This is a genomic window from Pseudomonas brassicacearum (genome assembly GCF_009601685.2).
GTDB lineage: Bacteria > Pseudomonadota > Gammaproteobacteria > Pseudomonadales > Pseudomonadaceae > Aquipseudomonas > Aquipseudomonas kilonensis_B.
The window spans coordinates 6,540,230-6,556,638 of sequence record NZ_CP045701.2 but is presented as its reverse complement, the minus strand read 5'-3'; the positions used below and the strand labels follow the sequence as shown (position 1 = coordinate 6,556,638).

14 protein-coding genes and 1 pseudogene are annotated in these 16,409 nt (G+C 59.7%); 12 read left to right on the top strand and 3 right to left on the bottom strand.

The window, feature by feature from the left end; all coding sequences use genetic code 11:
- Positions 1-311: 311 nt before the first annotated feature.
- The 6 genes from GFU70_RS28525 to GFU70_RS28500 all read left to right on the top strand — a co-directional run bounded on the left by GFU70_RS28525 (position 312) and on the right by GFU70_RS28500 (position 7,561).
- Entirely contained in the window at positions 312-1,283 is a 972-nt protein-coding gene (locus tag GFU70_RS28525; RefSeq protein ID WP_058542457.1) for a tripartite tricarboxylate transporter substrate binding protein, read from the top strand.
- Positions 1,284-1,364: 81 nt separating this feature from the next.
- Complete coding sequence (locus tag GFU70_RS28520) at positions 1,365-1,838, top strand: tripartite tricarboxylate transporter TctB family protein (RefSeq protein WP_058542456.1); 474 nt, start codon at positions 1,365-1,367, stop codon at positions 1,836-1,838.
- Positions 1,839-1,847: 9 nt separating this feature from the next.
- Positions 1,848-3,368, top strand: a complete 1,521-nt coding sequence (locus GFU70_RS28515) for a tripartite tricarboxylate transporter permease (protein WP_058542455.1) — start codon at positions 1,848-1,850, stop codon at positions 3,366-3,368.
- A gap of 71 nt (positions 3,369-3,439) precedes the next feature.
- Complete coding sequence (locus GFU70_RS28510) at positions 3,440-4,597, top strand: L-talarate/galactarate dehydratase (RefSeq protein WP_058542454.1); 1,158 nt, start codon at positions 3,440-3,442, stop codon at positions 4,595-4,597.
- A gap of 9 nt (positions 4,598-4,606) precedes the next feature.
- Positions 4,607-6,043 (top strand): FAD-binding oxidoreductase, encoded by a 1,437-nt coding sequence (locus GFU70_RS28505; RefSeq protein WP_153389138.1) that lies wholly within the window; start codon positions 4,607-4,609, stop codon positions 6,041-6,043.
- 360 nt (positions 6,044-6,403) lie between these two features.
- Entirely contained in the window at positions 6,404-7,561 is a 1,158-nt protein-coding gene (locus GFU70_RS28500; RefSeq protein WP_153389137.1) for an ATP-binding protein, read from the top strand.
- Between the two features lie 74 nt (positions 7,562-7,635).
- On the opposite strand, the gene GFU70_RS28495 is transcribed toward GFU70_RS28500, so the two are convergent.
- Together GFU70_RS28495 and GFU70_RS28490 are read right to left on the bottom strand one after the other, a co-directional pair.
- Positions 7,636-8,343, bottom strand: a complete 708-nt coding sequence (locus GFU70_RS28495; RefSeq protein WP_058542451.1) for an NUDIX hydrolase — start codon at positions 8,341-8,343, stop codon at positions 7,636-7,638.
- The gene (locus GFU70_RS28490) at positions 8,333-8,890 is read right to left on the bottom strand and encodes an adenylyltransferase/cytidyltransferase family protein (protein ID WP_116643545.1); all 558 of its coding nucleotides are present in this window, start codon (positions 8,888-8,890) and stop codon (positions 8,333-8,335) included. Before GFU70_RS28490 ends, GFU70_RS28495 begins: the two co-directional genes overlap by 11 nt.
- A 182-nt stretch (positions 8,891-9,072) precedes the next feature.
- On the opposite strand from GFU70_RS28490, the gene GFU70_RS28485 reads away from it, so the two are divergent.
- The 4 genes and pseudogenes from GFU70_RS28485 to GFU70_RS28470 all read left to right on the top strand — a co-directional run.
- Complete coding sequence (locus GFU70_RS28485; RefSeq protein WP_153389136.1) at positions 9,073-9,720, top strand: nicotinamidase; 648 nt, start codon at positions 9,073-9,075, stop codon at positions 9,718-9,720.
- Positions 9,721-9,729: 9 nt separating this feature from the next.
- Positions 9,730-10,959, top strand: a complete 1,230-nt coding sequence (gene pncB, locus GFU70_RS28480) for a nicotinate phosphoribosyltransferase (RefSeq protein ID WP_153389135.1) — start codon at positions 9,730-9,732, stop codon at positions 10,957-10,959.
- Position 10,960: 1 nt separating this feature from the next.
- Complete coding sequence (gene nadE / locus GFU70_RS28475) at positions 10,961-11,794, top strand: ammonia-dependent NAD(+) synthetase (protein WP_153389134.1); 834 nt, start codon at positions 10,961-10,963, stop codon at positions 11,792-11,794.
- Between the two features lie 11 nt (positions 11,795-11,805).
- A pseudogene (locus GFU70_RS28470) lies at positions 11,806-11,997 on the top strand (GDP-mannose pyrophosphatase); the annotation flags it as partial.
- A gap of 13 nt (positions 11,998-12,010) precedes the next feature.
- On the opposite strand, the gene GFU70_RS28465 reads toward GFU70_RS28470, so the two are convergent.
- The gene (locus tag GFU70_RS28465; protein ID WP_153389133.1) at positions 12,011-14,221 is read right to left on the bottom strand and encodes an LTA synthase family protein; all 2,211 of its coding nucleotides are present in this window, start codon (positions 14,219-14,221) and stop codon (positions 12,011-12,013) included.
- Between the two features lie 335 nt (positions 14,222-14,556).
- Between GFU70_RS28465 and GFU70_RS28460 the strand changes: the two genes are divergently transcribed.
- Positions 14,557-15,459 carry a LysR family transcriptional regulator gene (locus tag GFU70_RS28460; protein WP_058542445.1) on the top strand — a complete coding sequence of 301 codons (903 nt, stop codon included), beginning with the start codon at positions 14,557-14,559 and terminating at the stop codon, positions 15,457-15,459.
- A gap of 125 nt (positions 15,460-15,584) precedes the next feature.
- Positions 15,585-16,211: a glutathione S-transferase family protein gene (locus GFU70_RS28455; protein ID WP_116643547.1), complete on the top strand. Its 627-nt coding sequence runs from the start codon at positions 15,585-15,587 to the stop codon at positions 16,209-16,211.
- Positions 16,212-16,409: the final 198 nt, after the last annotated feature.

The following is a 16,409-nucleotide window of genomic DNA, read 5'->3' as shown; positions in this document are numbered from 1 at the left end:
GGACAGAGGTGATGATATCAAGTCATACGACAACGTATGACATAGAAAATAATAAAAACGAAAGGCGCAGTCATGTCTTCTACATCTACCGCCCAGCGATTTTGCAGGTCACCGGTCCCACGCGTTATCGCAGGGCGCCAGCTACCTTTCTCTCGTTGCAAAAAGCCCCATGCCGGCTCGCAACTGCTATCCAATTCCCCGATCCCAACGTTCAGGCCCGCACGCTTGCCTCGTCAGGCGTTAGCGCTGGGCGTGCTCGTTTCTTGCGCAACTTCAAACCCACAATGAATGGCAGCACCTGGAGAACAATAATGAAGAAAACACTCTGCGCCTCTTTGATCGCCTCTTTTCTGAGCCTGACCGCTGGCACGGCAATGGCCACCGACGCCAGCGACTGGCCAAGCCGTCCGGTGCAGGTGGTGGTGATTGCCAACGCCGGCGGTGACACCGATTTCAACGCACGGATGATGGCCAAGTACTTCACCAAGCTCACCGGCAAATCCATGGTGGTGACCAATATGGCCGGCGGGGGTGGGACGATTGCCGCCGATGCGGTCAAAAACGCGGCGCCGGATGGCAATACCATCTTGTTCACCCATACCGGCCAGCTGATCGTCAACGAGGTCGCGGGGCTGTCGGAGGACCGCTTCGATGCGCTTGATATCTCCTGCATCGCTGGCGTCGACAAAGGCGCGGTGTTCGTCTCGGCGAAAAGCTCGGGCATCGACAGCCTTGACCAACTGATCAAACAAGCCAAGGCCAAGCCCGGCACCATCACCTACGGCACCGAGATGGGCAACTTCTCTCACCTGCAAGGCTTGATGTTCGAGAAGCTCGCCGGCGTGAAACTGAAAATGGTCGACAGCGGCACGGTGTCCGAAAAAATCGTTGCCTTGCTGGGCAAGCGCATCGACCTGGGCGCCATCAGCTACGGCTCGGTCCAGGATTACATTGCCAGCGGCAAGATGACTGCCCTTGGCCAACCCAACGCCGAGCGCAACGCGTTGCTGGGCGATGTGAAGACCTTCAAGGAACAAGGCGTGGATCTGATTCTGGACAAGCCTTATGTCGTCGCTTTCCCGAAAGGCACGGACCCGGCCATCGTCAAGAAAATGGCCGACACCATGAAGAAAATCACCGAAGAGCCGGAATACGCCGAAGAGCTGAAAAAATCCTTCAAGCAGCCGGTCAGCTTCCAGGGCACCGAAGAAGCTATTGCCACCTTGAGCAAGACCCGCGACAGCTTCATGGAGTTCAAGGACGAGATGCGTAAAGGGAAGTAATTTTGCGTAACGGGGGTCGGGTGTGCGCCGCGTGGGCGGCAAGCACCTGACGCCCAGTCCTTTCCAATAAGAGGAGCCGGTATGGATTCCTATAAAAGAAACGAGCTGCTAACCGGCCTGGCCATGCTCGGCGCCGGCGTGGCTTATCTGGTGTTGACCTTGAACCTGCCGCGTCGTGGTTTCGTCGATGCCGCGTTCGTGCCTTGGTTACTTGCTGTCGCGTTGTGCCTGTTGGGTGCGTTGCAATTGTGGGCGTGGCGAAAGCTGCCGGACAAAACGGCCGAGCCCGCCGAAAAGCCCGAGTCGATTGACTATCCAACGGTCATCAAATCCCTGGCCTTGGTGCTGGTTTTTACAGCGTTGCTGGAGACCGTGGGTTTCGTGATCATGACCGTGCTTTTTCTCTACGCTCAGTTCATCGTTTTGACTCCCGCTGACCAGAAGGTCAAGCATCCCCTGTACGCGCTGATATCGATCATTTCCGCGGTCTTGATTTTTTACATTTTTCGCCATGGCTTCGACTTGCTCCTGCCGGTCGGTTTATTGGATTTCTAGGGGACGGCCATGATTGAACTTATGCAGCAAGGCTTCGGTGCCGTTCTCACCCCCTACGTCTTTGTCCTCATTGCCCTTGGCGTGGCGGTGGGTATTGTTTTTGGTGCGGTGCCCGGCCTCTCGGCCACCATGGCTATCGCACTCTGTTTGCCGCTGACTTATTCGATGGGCCCTGGCCCTGGCCTGGCGCTGCTGGTCGCGCTGTTTGTCGGTGCCACCTCGGGAGGGTTGATATCGGCGATATTGCTCAACATACCGGGAACGCCGGCCTCCATCGCCACGACATTCGATGGTTGGCCGCTGATGAAGAAGGGCCTGGGCGTCAAGGCCTTGGGCGTTGGTGTGGTGTTTTCTTTCCTGGGGACGATTTTCAGCATCGCCGCGCTGATGTTCATCGCCCCGATCCTGGCTGAACTGGCCCTGAGCTTTGGTCCGCACGAATACTTTTCCATTGCGATTTTCTCGCTGACGTTGATCGCCACGCTGTCCACCGGCTCGCTGGTCAAAGGCTTGTTTGCCGGTGTCCTGGGCTTTGCCTTCTCCACTGTGGGGATCGCCCCGGTCGAAGCCATTCGCCGCTTCACCTTTGATCTGCCGAGCCTCAATGGCGGCTTCGCCATGCTCACCGTCATGATCGGTATGTTCGCAGTCGCCGAAGTGCTGAAGTTCGCTGAAAGCGCGCGCCTGAGTCACCGGGCCAAACCGCAGAACGTCAGTATGAAAGGCGTAAAAGGTTTTGGTTTCTCGATGAAGGAATTTGTCGGCCAACTCCCGAACGCCACCCGTTCATCGCTGATTGGCCTGGGCATCGGCATCCTGCCGGGCATCGGTGCCGGTACGTCGAATATCGTCTCTTACATCGCAGCCAAGAAACGATCGAAGCATCCGGAGGAATTCGGCAAAGGTACGATCGATGGCGTGGTTGCCAGTGAAACGGCAAACAACGCCGGTATCGGCGGCGCGATGATCCCGCTGCTGACCCTGGGTATTCCTGGTGATACCACCACGGCTGTCCTGTTGGGCGGTTTCATGATCCATGGCATCCAGCCCGGCCCCCTGCTGTTTATCAGCCAGGCGCCGCTGGTCTACACAATCTTTGCTGCGCTGATCCTGGCTTCGGTGTTCATGCTGGTACTCGAGTTCTACGGCCTGCGCATGTTCATCAAATTGCTGGCGGTGCCCAAGCACATCCTGCTGCCCATCATCCTGGTGTTGTGCGTGGTCGGGGCTTTTGGCTTGAACAGCCGGATCTTCGATGTCTGGGCGGTATTGCTGTTTGGCTTGCTGGGCTACGGATTCGTCAAAAGCGGTCTGCCAATTGCACCGTTCATCATCGGCTTCATCCTGGGGCCGATGGCGGAAACCAACCTGCGACGCGGCCTTATGCTGTCCGATGGCAACTTCAGCGGTTTCCTGACCACTCCCATCTCGGCCGCTTTCCTGGCCCTCGCCGCGGTGTCTGTCTCCTGGCACCTGGTGACCGTGATCCGTCACAAGAAGAGCGCTGCCATTGAACTGATGCGCAGCTGATTCAGCTCAACCCATGGTTTTGGCCGGCGCAATGCAATCTTGCATTGCGCCGGTCGAACCGGAGGACTGCCATGTCAAGCCCGACCCCTCTTCCGTCAGCCGACGACGACCGCATCAGTTGGCTGCGCATAGCGTCGGTATTTCTACCGCTGGCCAATCCCATCAGCGATGCCAAGGTGCTGACCGGTCGGCAAAAGCCAATGACCGAAATCGCCATGTTGTTCGTGGAAATTGAAACCAGAGACGGCCACCGCGGCCTGGGTTTCAGTTATTCCAAGCGCGCCGGTGGGCCTGGGCAATTTGCCCACGCCCAGGAAATCGCCCCCACGCTCATCGGTGAAAACCCCAGCGATATTTCAAAGCTCTGGGACAAGCTCTGCTGGGCCGGCGCCTCGGTGGGGCGCAGCGGCCTGGCAACACAAGCCATCGGCGCATTCGATGTCGCCCTGTGGGACCTGAAGGCCAAGCGGGCCAATCTGTCCCTGGCCCGTCTGCTCGGCGCCCATCGTGATTCGGTCCAGTGCTACAACACCTCCGGCGGGTTCCTGCACACGCCGCTCGATCAGTTGATGATCAATACCGATATCTCCCGAGAGAAGGGCATCGGTGGGATCAAGCTCAAGGTCGGCCAGCCAGACCAGGCGCTGGATCTGCACCGTGTCAGCAGTATTCGCAAACACCTGGGCGATGCCTTTCCGCTGATGGTCGACGCCAACCAGCAATGGGATCGGCCCACGGCGCAGCGCATGTGCCGCCAGCTGGAACAGTACAACCTGGTCTGGATCGAGGAACCGCTCGATTGCTATGACGCCGAAGGACATGCCGCGCTGGCGCTGCAATTCGATACACCGATCGCGACCGGTGAAATGCTCACCAGCGTTGCCGAGCACTGGGAGTTCATCAAGCTGCGCGCGGCCGATTACCTGATGCCCGACGCGCCCCGTGTTGGCGGCATTACCCCTTACCTCAAGGTCCAGGCATTGGCCGAGCAAGCGGGGCTGATGATCGCGCCGCATTTCGCCATGGAGTTGCACATCCATTTGGCTGCCACCTATAGCCGCGAGCCCTGGGTCGAGCATTTCGAATGGTTGGAGCCGCTGTTCAACGAGCGTATGCAAACCCGGGACGGACGCATGCTCGTGCCGACCCGGCCAGGGCTTGGCCTGTCGCTCAGCGACCAAGTCGCCGGTTGGACTGCGCAACAGGTCGAGATTGGCCAGCGTGCGTGAGGAGGTACGATGTCGTCGCTGTTGAGTCAGGAGTTGATCGAAAATATCGAGCGTTTGGTCGGTCCCGCCGGGCTGGTGCGCGATCCCGAACTCATGCAGGGCTACCTGACCGATTGGCGCAACGCTTATCAAGGCTTGGCCGCGTTGGTGGTGCGTCCTGGCAGCACCGAGGAAGTGGCGGCGGTGGTGCGGCTCTGCCATGACGCCGGGGTGGCGCTGGTGCCCCAAGGGGGCAACACCGGGTTGTGCGGCGGATCGATTCCGGACGCTTCCGGTCGACAGGTGGTGCTGTCCTTGAGCCGGATGAAGCGCATCCGTGAACTCGACCTGGCCAATGAAACCATCACGGTGGAGGCCGGGGTGATACTGCAGCAGCTACAGGATGCTGCCAGTCAGGCCGGACGCCTGTTCCCTCTATCGCTGGGGGCCGAGGGCAGCTGCACGGTGGGCGGCAACCTGGCGACCAATGCCGGCGGCACGGCTGTGTTGCGCTACGGCAACATGCGTGAGCTGACCCTCGGCCTGGAAGTGGTGCTGCCTGACGGGCGCGTCTGGAACGGTTTGCGGGGCTTGCGTAAAGACAACACCGGCTACGATCTCAAGCATCTGTTTATCGGCTCGGAGGGCACGCTCGGCATCATCACCGCTGCGGTGCTGAAACTGTTTCCGGCGACCCACAGCACGGCGACTGCTTGGGTCGCGCTGCCTTCGCCGCAGGCCGCGGTGGACTTGATCGGTCATGTTCGCAGCTTGTGCGCCGACCGCCTGACGGGCTTCGAGATGATGTCGCGCCAGAGCCTGGACTTTGTCCTGGACCATGTGACCGGCTGCACTGATCCGCTGGAAACGAAGCACCCTTGGTACGCCTTGATCGAGCTGCGCGACACGGTGCCCGACGCGCCCTTGACGCTGTTGCTTGAAAACGGCCTGGCCCAGGCCTTCGAGCACGGTTGGGTCATCGATGCGGTATTGGCCAGCAGCCAGGCACAGGCCGCGGCGCTATGGGCGCTGCGCGAAGGTATTTCCGAGGCGCAGAATCATGAAGGCCCCAGCCTCAAGCACGACATCAGCGTGCCTGTGAGTCGGATCCCGGAATTCATTGAACGCACCGACAAGGCCCTGCAACAGGATTTCCCGGGCGTGCGCATCGTTTCCTATGGCCACATGGGCGACGGCAACCTGCACTACAACATCAGCAAGCCGGTCGGCGATGCGGACGCATCGTTCAAGGCCCGCGAACACGCGATCATGCAAGTCATCTACCGGATGACGAGCACCTTCAACGGCAGCATCAGTGCCGAACATGGGCTGGGGCAGGCCAAACCGGACGCGGCGGTGCGCTTCAAGGACCCTCTGGAGATGGAGCTGATGCGTGCCATCAAGCGCACGCTGGACCCGGCCGGGCTGATGAACCCCGGCAAGGTTTTCAGCGTCGGGCTGGAGTGACTGGAGGTATTTCTCGATTATTCTCGCAATTATGAAAAAATATTTTCATATGATGATCTGACCGACATTCACCAAAAGCTGGAAACCGCTAGAAAACAACAGCATTCATTGCAACTGGTGGCCGATGGCTGGCAGCGTTACCAAGCCTTGCAAGAGCAATTACATGAATTGAAGCGACAACGCTACAACCGTCAACAGCTTTCGGGATCGGAAAAACTAGCGCTGGGCGGGTTCAGGTTGATCGGTCTATAGTCCCTCTATAATTGTCTATAAATTGCCAATGAGAACTCGGCGTCTCTTAAAAATAATTGATCTATAGTCGCTCTATAATTTTCTATAGAATCCCGCCAGAGGTTCCCAATGGTCGAGATCGTTTACCACCGTCCCGTTTTGGCTGCCCGCCTATCAAAACTGATCATGCAGGTTGCCATTGGTAGCGCTGCCAGTTCGGGCGTCTTTCTGGCTGCTCCTCGGCGTACGGGAAAGTCCACCTTCGCTCGAGAAGATTTGCGGCCAGCATTGGAGGCAGCAGGAGCGATCGTACTGTATGCCGATCTTTGGAAAGACCTGACGAAAGATCCTGGCTTGGTCATCGTAGAGGCTGTCCGAGAAGCCTTTGGCCAGAGCGAAGGATTCGTAACCCGTCTGGCGAAAAGTGCTGGTATGGAGAAGGTGACGGTCGGCGGCCTGAGTTTCAGTCTGGACAAGATTGGGCTGGGCAAGGACATCGACTTGACCACCGCGCTTGCGGCGCTTTCGGATGAGTCGAAGAAGATCATCGTCCTGATGATCGACGAAGCTCAACATGCGATCACCACGGATGAAGGCGTTGCTGCGCTTTTCGCACTGAAAGCGGCAAGGGATGAACTCAACAGTTCGAAGCACCATGGTCTGCGCATCGTGTGCACCGGATCGAACCGGGACAAGCTCGCCATGCTCCGAAACAGTAAGGACCAAGCTTTCTTTGGGGCCTCCATGGTTCAATTTCCAACCCTGGATCAAGAGTTCATCAACTGGTTCTGCGCGAATATCGACCTCGCCCATCCGCTCGATCCCTTTAATGTGTTCGAGTTGTTCAGGGAGAGTGGTTATCGACCTGAGTTGCTAGGTGCCGCCGCAGATGAGATCAGGTTCGATTTTGCGTTGGACCCTGCAACCATCCCCGAGCGATTCGCATTGTTGGTTCGGGCGCAAGCTGATGAGCTCAATGCAAACCTTAAGAAAGTTATTCATAGCCTGACCCCTATTCAGTCCGCCGTTATCCGCGTCATGAGTGCCAAAGGCGATAACTATGCGCCCTTCGAGGCACCTACCATGGAGCTCTACGCGAAAGCGATGGAGCAGGCCGGTATCGCAGAGCGCGATATAAAGGTCGAAGTGCCGGGTGTTCAGCAAGCACTCATAGCCCTTCAGGAAAAGAAGCTGGTCTGGAAAGCCTCTCGTGGTGTCTACGCGGTTGATGAGCATGTCATCGTGGACCTGCTGGGTGAGGCCGGATTGCTCGAAGGCCTCTCCTAAGCTGTTCTCGAATCCGGCAGAGCCCCTAGCCTTTGGGGTCGGGGGCAGGAAGATGTGCTGGCCGCACGCACAAGTCACTCCAGAAAACAACGATCAAAAAGATAAACGCTGGTCGGTTTGAGATTCTCCACCGTGCGTTGCGGCCGGCCGCCTTCGCCGCTTTTTTTGCGACCGGTTTCTTGCAAATAACCCGCCTCGGTCATCTTCAGCAAACGCTGGCGCATGCTGGTCTTGAGCACCGGACGATCGAGCACCACGGAGAAAATGCTCACCGCTTGCGGCGCGCTGAATTCCGGGCCCAGGAACATCAGCGGCAGGCTGCTGTAGAGGGCTTTGGACAACAACCGCTCCTGTACAGCAGCCACCAGACTGTTGTGGTCGAAAGGGAGTTTGATCGAGGCGTCGGCCACATCCTTGAGCGGAAAAAACCCCTGGTGTTCGGCGAGCTGGACTGCATCGCTGACAATCGCCAGGTAGAACGTCGAGGAGGACCAGCAGCGCGGATCGCGGAACGCGTCGCCGACGGTACCGACCTGTTCGATCCAGGCCAGCGGCATGCCTACCTTGTTTGAGTTGCGCAAACGCTCCACGGCGTCGTTCAGCGTGAGATCTTCGACGTCACCATTGACCACGATCCCGGGCAGCGCCCAATGGCCGGCGAACGGCTCGGCTTCCCGTCGGTTCAGGAGGATTTCCAGCGCCTGGGTTTCCCGGCAGAAGCGCAGCACACAGAGATCGATGGTGTGCAGATAACCGCGTGCGGGGGCTGTGCTAGTGGGCATGTCGATTTCCGTGGGTAGCGTAAAGGTCATAGTTTAACGGGTTCATGCCGGGTGCCATCCAGTCGCTGGGAATCGGCTTGCCCAAGGCCAGTCGGTCGCGAACCACCGTGCTGCGCACGTGGATCTTTTCCTCCACGCAAAGAATGGAAAAACGCTCCAGTAATTCCTGGCCGCGGTAGAAGGTCGGCAGCCGATCCGCGACATCCTGGCCCACCACCAACGCAATCCGCTTGCCGTCCAGGGCCAGGCTGTCGGCGAGATGGGCGAGCAGGGTGTAGCTGTAGATTGCGCCTTCAACGCCACGGGCCACGACCTGTTCCACCCGGCTTGCACGCACTTCGGCGCAGCACAGTGGCTGCACCTTTTCGACGATCGATTCCAGCCAGTTCAGGCGAACGTCATAGTCGACCATTTGCTTGCCGTAGGGATGCCGCAAGCTGGGGACCACCAGCACACGTCTGGCCAGGCGTGAGGCCTCGATCATTACCTGGGCGTGACCGGCGTGCGGGGGATTGAAGGCGCCGCCATAAAGGGCAATCTCGAACATGGCTCATCCTATTTGGTACATGAGATGTACTCTAACAGCAAAGTTTTTTGGATGAAAACCTACGTTCTGACTAACCGTTTGATAAGGACATAAAAGGCTTATCTAAGTATATTCTCTTGGCGTGGCTTGTTACGAAAGTACATCTTATGTACTCTCGTGGTCATGAAGAGGAGAAACCCAGCATGAACAACCTGACCCGCAAAACCGCTTCCTTCGATGTCGATGCGCAAAAGAGCTTTACGCCGCTATGCCCTGATGAGCTTCCAGTGCCGGGCGGTGACCAGATTGCCGGTGAGCTGAATTTCATTGCCTCCCTGGCCAGCCTTCGCATCGGCAGCAAGGACGCCCATTCGCCCCTGGCCCCGTGGGTCGTCGCCGATCACGCACAGATGTTCGTGCCGACCGGGCTCGAGCATGCCGACATCACCTGGGTCAGCCATTGCGTTCCCGGCACCGAAGGTTTCGCTTTGCTGGATCACCTGCCGACTCCCTACGACTACGACTATTTCGTCTGGAAGGGCGTCGAGCCGGATTTGCACCCCTACGGCGCGTGCTACCACGACCTGCACGGCAAGCTGTCCACCGGGGTGATCGAGTACCTGAACGGCCTGGGTGTGCAGCAAGTGATTGTTGGTGGGCTGGCGCTGGACTTCTGCGTCAAGACCACCGCTCTGCAACTGGCCGCCGCCGGCTTCAAGGTGATCATTCACCTCCCAGCCTGCCGGGCCATCAGTGAGGAGGGGGCCAATCAAGCCATTCAAGACATGCGGCTAGCGGGCGTCTCGGTTGCCGCGACGCGCGAAGCAACCATTCGCCTGGCAAACGCATAAGGAAGCGCCATGGACAGTGCATTCGATTCAACCAGCGGCACCATCCAGAGTCTTCTGGATACCGACTACTACACCTTCACCATGATGCAGGCGGTCTTGCACCAACACCCGAATGTCGAGGTGGAATACCAGTTCATCGTGCGTTCCAAGGAGCGGCTCGGTCACCTGATCCCGGACATTCGTGTAGAGCTTGAGAAGCTCGCTGGGCTGCAACTGCGCGAGGGAGAGCAGCGGTTTCTGTTCAACAAGCGTTTGCGCGAGTACCTGACACCGGACTTCGAACAGTTTCTCGGCCTGTTTCGCTTCAATTTGCGCTACATACACGTTTCGCAAGTCGACGGCCAACTGCACATCCGCGTCCGTGGGCCGATGCTGCACTGCATCATGTTCGAGCAACCGGTATTGGCGATGGTCAGCGAACTGCGCAACCGCGAGAAATACCCCGAAGTCGAGTTGGCCGACGTCACCCGCAAGCTGTACCAGAAGTTCGAATGGCTGGAGAAAAACGCCAGCCGTGAAGAACTCGCCGAGTTTCGCGTTTCAGACTTCTCCACCCGGCGACGGCTGTCGTTCAGGGCCCAGCGTGAAGTGGTGAATGTCATGCGCAACGATTTTCCTGGCGTGTTTGTCGGCACCAGCAACGCTCACTTGGCTTATGAGTTCAATCTGCCCCTGATCGGCACAATGGCTCACCAATGGCTGATGGTGCATCAACAACTCGGGCGCTTGCGCGAGAGCCAGAACGCGGCGCTGGAAAACTGGGTGCGCGAGTATCGCGGCCGCCTCGGTATCGCCCTGACGGACTGCATCAGCACCGACTTCTTCCTCAAGGATTTCGACCTGTACTTTGCCAAGCTCTATGACGGCCTGCGCCAGGATTCCGGTGATCCGATCGTCTGGGCGGACAAGGTGCTGGAGCGTTACCAGGAACTGGGCATCGACCCGCGCACCAAGGACCTGATGTTCTCCGATGGCCTCAATTTCGAAAAGTGCCTGCCGATCCTGCGTCATGTTCGCGGCAAGGCCAGATTCGGTTTTGGCATGGGCACCAGTCTGGCCTGCGATGTCGACGGTGTCGAACCGCTGAGCATCGTCATGAAACTGGTGCGGGTCCACGGTGAGCCGGTCGTGAAGTTCTCCGACGACCCGATCAAGAACGTCTGCGAGGATGCGTCGTTTCTGCGGTACGCCGCCCAAGTGTTCAACGTTGCCCTGATCAATCCACAGCTGGGAGCCTGATATGACTACGCTCGTGCAAGAACGCATTGCCCGGGAGCTGGGCATCGACCGTCAACTCACACGGGGTGGCGAAGCAAGCGAGATTGCCCGCCGCATCGAATTCATCAAGCAGATCTTGCGCGAGTCGGGTTGCAAGTCCCTGGTACTGGGGATCAGTGGCGGCGTCGATTCTCTCACCGCCGGCCGCCTATGCCAGTTGACGGTGGAGCAATTGCGGGATGAAGACTACGCGGCGCGTTTTATCGCCGTCCGGTTGCCCTACAAGGCCCAGGCCGACGAGCCAGACGCCCAGGCTTGCCTGGACTTCATCCGGCCGGACTCGATCACCACCAGCAACATCGCCGCTTGTGTTGACGGGTTGATGAGCCAAATCGCAATCGATGGTTTGCAGCCTGGCGCCGAGCTCATCGACTTCGCCAAAGGCAACGCCAAGGCCCGGGCACGGATGCTGGCGCAATACGCCATTGCCAATCTGAGCGACGGGTTGGTGGTTGGCACCGATCATGGGGCGGAGGCGGTGATGGGGTTTTTCACCAAGTTCGGCGACGGCGCGTGCGACCTGGCCCCGCTGTCCGGGTTGACGAAGACTCAGGTGAGATCATTGGCCGATGCGATGGGCGCCCCCGGCTATCTGGTGCACAAGGCTCCGACCGCTGATTTGGAAGACCTGGTACCCGGTAAGCTGGATGAAGCGGCGTATGGCTGCAGCTACGAGGAAATCGATGGGTATCTGATGGGCGAAGAGGTGTCGCCGCAAGCGCGACAGATCATTGAACGCGCCTACCTCAAGACGGCCCACAAACGAGCCTTGCCCCGCGTTCCGGTATCGTTGTAATAGCGGGTGCATTTTTCGTCGGCGAATACTTCGACGAAGACAAGCAGCACGAAGGCGGTGGCCTGGAAGCCGAGGGCGAAGAGATCGAAGTGCTGGAGCTGCCCCTCGACCAGGCCTTGGGCATGATCGAGACCGGGGAGATTTGCGACGGCAAGACCATCACGCTGTTGCAGTACGCCAAGCTGCATCGGTTGCTGGATTAGCCGCGTTTTTCGCTCAGCTGGATTGGGCCTCGCTGTCTTCCTGTATATCGTCCAGGTATTGCGGCTGGTCTGCCGGTTCCGGCAGTTCGGTCACGACGCTGAAGTCGCTGATCTCGATGGCGCCGACGCCATGACCGAGCAAATGGAAGGAAAACGCCTTGCGCTGCTGCGGGTTGTCGAAACGGATGTTCATCACCAGCGGCTGGTCGGGTGTTACCGCCACGTCTGTCGGCAGGTCCATCGGCACATCCTGCTCGAACTCCTTGGCCTTGAGGGAAATGTAGGCGGCATGCTCATCCACGGCGCGGATGGTCAGGCTGACGCGGGTCTGTGAGCCCTTGGGCATTTCCAGGTATTGGGCACCGATCAGGTTGTCGGTCCAGTCGTTGGTGACCTGGGCCGGCAGCGGGATTTTATCCGCGCTGCCAAACTGGTATTGCTGGTTCAAGGGCGTGCGCAACAGGGTCTGGTCCAGGGCCGTGGCCCGGGCGCCGATCAGCCTGGCGCGCCGGCCGCTGTATTGCCCGCCATAGGTGGCGCGGTCGGCGATGAAGCCTGCGCTGGTGTAATAGCGGCAATGCTGGAGGAAGTCGCACTCGGTAAAGGTGCCCTTGCCGTCGTGGTAGCGCAGCTGGCCGTTGGTGAACGACATGATTTCCCGGCCCGTCGGGTAGTCCCTGAACATCGAGCGGCCGGACAACGACGTGGGCACCGTAAAGCCGAAGTAATCGAGGATCGAGGCGGTCAGGTCGACGTGGCCGTAAGTGCCTGACTTGATTTTGGGCAACGGCTCCGGCGCCAGCGTCAGGTTGAATCCCCAGGACGAGGCCAGCCGCACGTCGTCGATGCCATGGGATTCGTCCGAGGTGATGACCACCAGGGTGTTGTCCAGGATGCCCTGGCGTTCCAGGCCCGTCAGGAAATTTTCCAGGGCGTCGTCCAGGTAACCCACGGCCGCCTGCTTGGCGGTGTCGTAGCGTTGCAGGTAGTCATCCGGGGCCGAGTAGGGTTGGTGCGTGCCGACGGTCAGCAGGGTCAGCATCCAGGGTTTGTCCGCCTGCTGCAGTTGCCCGACGTAATCCAGCGCGCCTTCGAAGAAGGTCTTGTCGTCCTTGCCCCAAGGGAATTCCAGGTAGGCGGGACGAGTGAACCACTCCATGCCCAGGGTCGTATCGAAGCCGATGTGCGGCATGATCCGGTCCTTGGCCATGAACCGCAGGCCCGCGCCCTGCAGGAAGTGCGTTGAAAAGCCATTCTGGCGCAGTTGAGCCGGCAGGCAGGCCTGGTTGCGCTGGGTCTGGTTGAGCATTTCGACGCCTTTGGGCGTGCCGTTGTCGAGCTTGTCGTAGTCGCCACACAGCATCGCGTAGAGGCCGCGGATGGTCTGGTGGCTGTGCAGGACGTAATCGGGTGTGTTCATGCCGCGCTCGGCCCAGGCACTGAGGTGCGGCATCAGGTTTTCCTGGTAGCTGCTTTTCAAGGCCTGGCGGTTGGCGCCCACGTAGGCGCCGGGAATGCCCTCCAGGGCGATGATCAGGACGTTGCGCGCACGCCCCGGTTCGGCCAGCAGTCTGTTGCCATCGAGGTCCAGGCGGGTCAGCCCCTCCATCGACGGGGCTGGGTCCACCGTATCGCCGTCGAGCCATTGTCGGGCGTGGTCCTGCCCGGCGGCGATACCCGCCGTGACGAGTTGATGAGGCAGGTTGAATACGTTCCATTGGTCCGCCTCGCTCGGGCGCCAGGATTGCAGCGCGCCGTGGCCCAACAGGAACAACATGGGTACGGTCCAGGCGTGGCGAGGCAAGCGTGGCGCCTGGCGTGGGCGGCTGGTCCACTGGGTCACCAGCCAGAGCACCAGGGCGGCCAACTGGACTGCGGCCAGCCAGGGATGGGCGAAGCCGCCGCTGGTGGAATTTTCAACGAACTGCGGGTCGGTCAGGTAATGAATGTCCGAAGGGTTGGGCATCCGCCCGACTGCGCTGACCAGCTCGGTGCTGGCCAGCGTCAACGCGCTCCAAGCCAGCAATACCGGGAAAGCCAACCACCCGGGGCGGCGATGGAGCAGCACGATCAGCAACCCGCCGATACCCAGGTCCGAGAGATAGCCCAGTGGGTCGGACCAGCCCAGGGCGAGACGCAGGCCCATGGGGACGAGTAGTACGCAGCCAATCAGGGCGATGAGGGTGGCGCGGGGGTGGGCTGAAGCGCGACGAAGAAAATTCACAAAAAGCAGGCCTTTCGTTGAAGCCAATCCATTGAACAACACACCTACCCTGTGGGAGCGAGCTTGCTCGCGATAGCGTCAGGCAGTCGCACGCCATATGGACTGATACACCGCTATCGCGAGCAAGCTCGCTCCCACAGAGGGTTCTTCATTCGGTCATGAAATTGTCATGATGGGCGGGATGGTATCAAGGGTATTCGCCCCTGGCCGAGCCAATGTCCCGGTGTCTGGCTGCGCTACGCTGTGGTTCACTGGCCCAGGCCTCTACAATGGCCGCGTAGCGCTGCTTTGAGACGCGCAGAAAACTTGTATCAGGATTTCTCATCGGGGGATGGATGGACAGGTTCCAGGAAATGCAGGTTTTCCTTGCCGTGGCCCAGGCATCGGGGTTTTCGGCGGCGGCGCGGCGCCTGGGGTTGTCGGCGGCCAGCGTGACGCGGGCGGTGGCGGCGTTGGAGCAACGGATCGGCACGCCATTGCTGGTGCGCACCACCCGCAATGTGTACTTGAGCGAGGCCGGCCAGCGTTTTCTCGAGGACTGTCGGCGGATCCTGAGCGATCTGCAGGAAGCCGAGGATTCGGCGGCCGGCAGCCATGTCCAGCCCCGTGGGCAGTTGACGATTACCGCGCCAGTGCTGTTCGGTCAGTTGTTCGTCACGCCGCTGCTGGTGGATTACTTGCACCAGTTCCCCGAGGTCAGCATTAACGCCTTGTTGTTGGACCGCACGGTCAGCCTGGTGGAGGAGGGCATCGACGTTGCCCTGCGCATTGGCGAGCTGCCGGACAGCAATCTGCATGCCGTGCGTGTCGGTGAAGTGCGACGGGTGGTGTGCGGCGCCCCTGATTTCTTCTCCCGTCACGGGCGACCCCGGCATCCGGAGGATTTGGAGCGAATGCCGGTGGTGGCGTCATCGGCCATCGGTCAGGTCAAAAGCTGGACCTTCATCGATTCAGGCCAGCCGTTGACCGTCCGGCCCGTGCCTCGGCTGGTGGTGACAGCCAACCAGGCCGCGATCACGGCCGCCTGCCAGGGATTGGGGATGACGCGGGTCCTGTCTTACCAAGTGGCAGGCAACGTGGCGGCTGGGGAACTGGAAATCGTCCTGGCCGATTTCGAATTGCCGCCTCTGCCGATCCATGTGGTGTACCAGGGCGGGCGCAATGCGCCGGCGCGGGTGCGCAGTTTTGTCGATTTCGTCGTCAGTGCACTGCGCGAACATCCGGCCTTGAGCGGTTGAAGCATTGTTTCTCAGGCTGAAACAATGGATTGCATATCTGGGTGATTCTCTTGTTTTTGCCTGGAGCGGAAGATGACCCCATCGACGCCGTTGTGCTGATGGCGTCACTTGCAGCGGAGTCGACCATGAACCCTATCAAGCACTATCACTTCCCGCTTTCCGGCCATTCCCATCGCGTTCAACTGATGCTTTCGTTGCTCGGGCTGCCTGTCGAAGAGGTCTTCGTCGACTTGGCCAAGGGCGCGCACAAACAGGCGGATTTCCTGGCGCTCAATGCGTTTGGCCAGGTGCCGGTCATTGACGATGACGGCGTGGTGCTGGCGGACTCCAACGCGATCCTGGTGTACCTGGCGCACAAATATGGCAAGGGCCGCTGGCTGCCGACCGACCCAGTCGGCGCCGCCCGGGTGCAGCGCTGGTTGTCGGCGGCGGCCGGCCCGATTCATGCCGGCCCGGCCACGGCACGGCTGATCACGGTGTTTGGCGCAGCCTACAACGCCGAGGACGTAATTGCCCGTTCCCACAACGTGCTGAAAGTCATTGATCAAGAATTGAGCAGCCGCGCTTATCTGGCGGGTGACACTGCGACCATCGCGGACATCGCTGGCTACAGCTACATCGCCCACGCACCGGAAGGCAATGTGTCATTGGAGGACTATGCCAATGTGCGGGCCTGGCTGGCGCGGATCGAAGCCTTGCCCGGGTTCGTGGGCATGCCGCGTACGGTTGTCGGGTTGCAAAGGCACGCCTGAAACGGATTCGGTGGCGAGGGGAGTATTTCACTGTGGGAGCAAGGCTTGCCCGCGATGAAGGCACTGCGGTCTTTCAGAGATCGGGGCGCCTGCTTCGCGGGCAAGCCTTTTTCCCACAGCAGGATCAAATCTGCTCTGCACCATTTTCGCTTGGACCCGAGTGGCGGTAATCTGCCGGACTTTGATGGGTGATAAGGC

Bases quoted from the DNA above. Each gene is read 5' to 3' on its own strand.
- GFU70_RS28490 (WP_116643545.1), bottom strand. From the start codon at position 8,890: ATGTTCGAGATTGCCCTTTATGGCGGCGCCTTCAATCCCCCGCACGCC.
- GFU70_RS28500 (WP_153389137.1), top strand. From the start codon at position 6,404: ATGGTCGAGATCGTTTACCACCGTCCCGTTTTGGCTGCCCGCCTATCA.
- GFU70_RS28515 (WP_058542455.1), top strand. From the start codon at position 1,848: ATGATTGAACTTATGCAGCAAGGCTTCGGTGCCGTTCTCACCCCCTAC.
- GFU70_RS28485 (WP_153389136.1), top strand. From the start codon at position 9,073: ATGAACAACCTGACCCGCAAAACCGCTTCCTTCGATGTCGATGCGCAA.
- nadE (WP_153389134.1), top strand. From the start codon at position 10,961: ATGACTACGCTCGTGCAAGAACGCATTGCCCGGGAGCTGGGCATCGAC.
- GFU70_RS28525 (WP_058542457.1), top strand. From the start codon at position 312: ATGAAGAAAACACTCTGCGCCTCTTTGATCGCCTCTTTTCTGAGCCTG.
- GFU70_RS28510 (WP_058542454.1), top strand. From the start codon at position 3,440: ATGTCAAGCCCGACCCCTCTTCCGTCAGCCGACGACGACCGCATCAGT.
- GFU70_RS28520 (WP_058542456.1), top strand. From the start codon at position 1,365: ATGGATTCCTATAAAAGAAACGAGCTGCTAACCGGCCTGGCCATGCTC.
- GFU70_RS28495 (WP_058542451.1), bottom strand. From the start codon at position 8,343: ATGCCCACTAGCACAGCCCCCGCACGCGGTTATCTGCACACCATCGAT.
- pncB (WP_153389135.1), top strand. From the start codon at position 9,730: ATGGACAGTGCATTCGATTCAACCAGCGGCACCATCCAGAGTCTTCTG.
- GFU70_RS28460 (WP_058542445.1), top strand. From the start codon at position 14,557: ATGGACAGGTTCCAGGAAATGCAGGTTTTCCTTGCCGTGGCCCAGGCA.
- GFU70_RS28455 (WP_116643547.1), top strand. From the start codon at position 15,585: ATGAACCCTATCAAGCACTATCACTTCCCGCTTTCCGGCCATTCCCAT.
- GFU70_RS28505 (WP_153389138.1), top strand. From the start codon at position 4,607: ATGTCGTCGCTGTTGAGTCAGGAGTTGATCGAAAATATCGAGCGTTTG.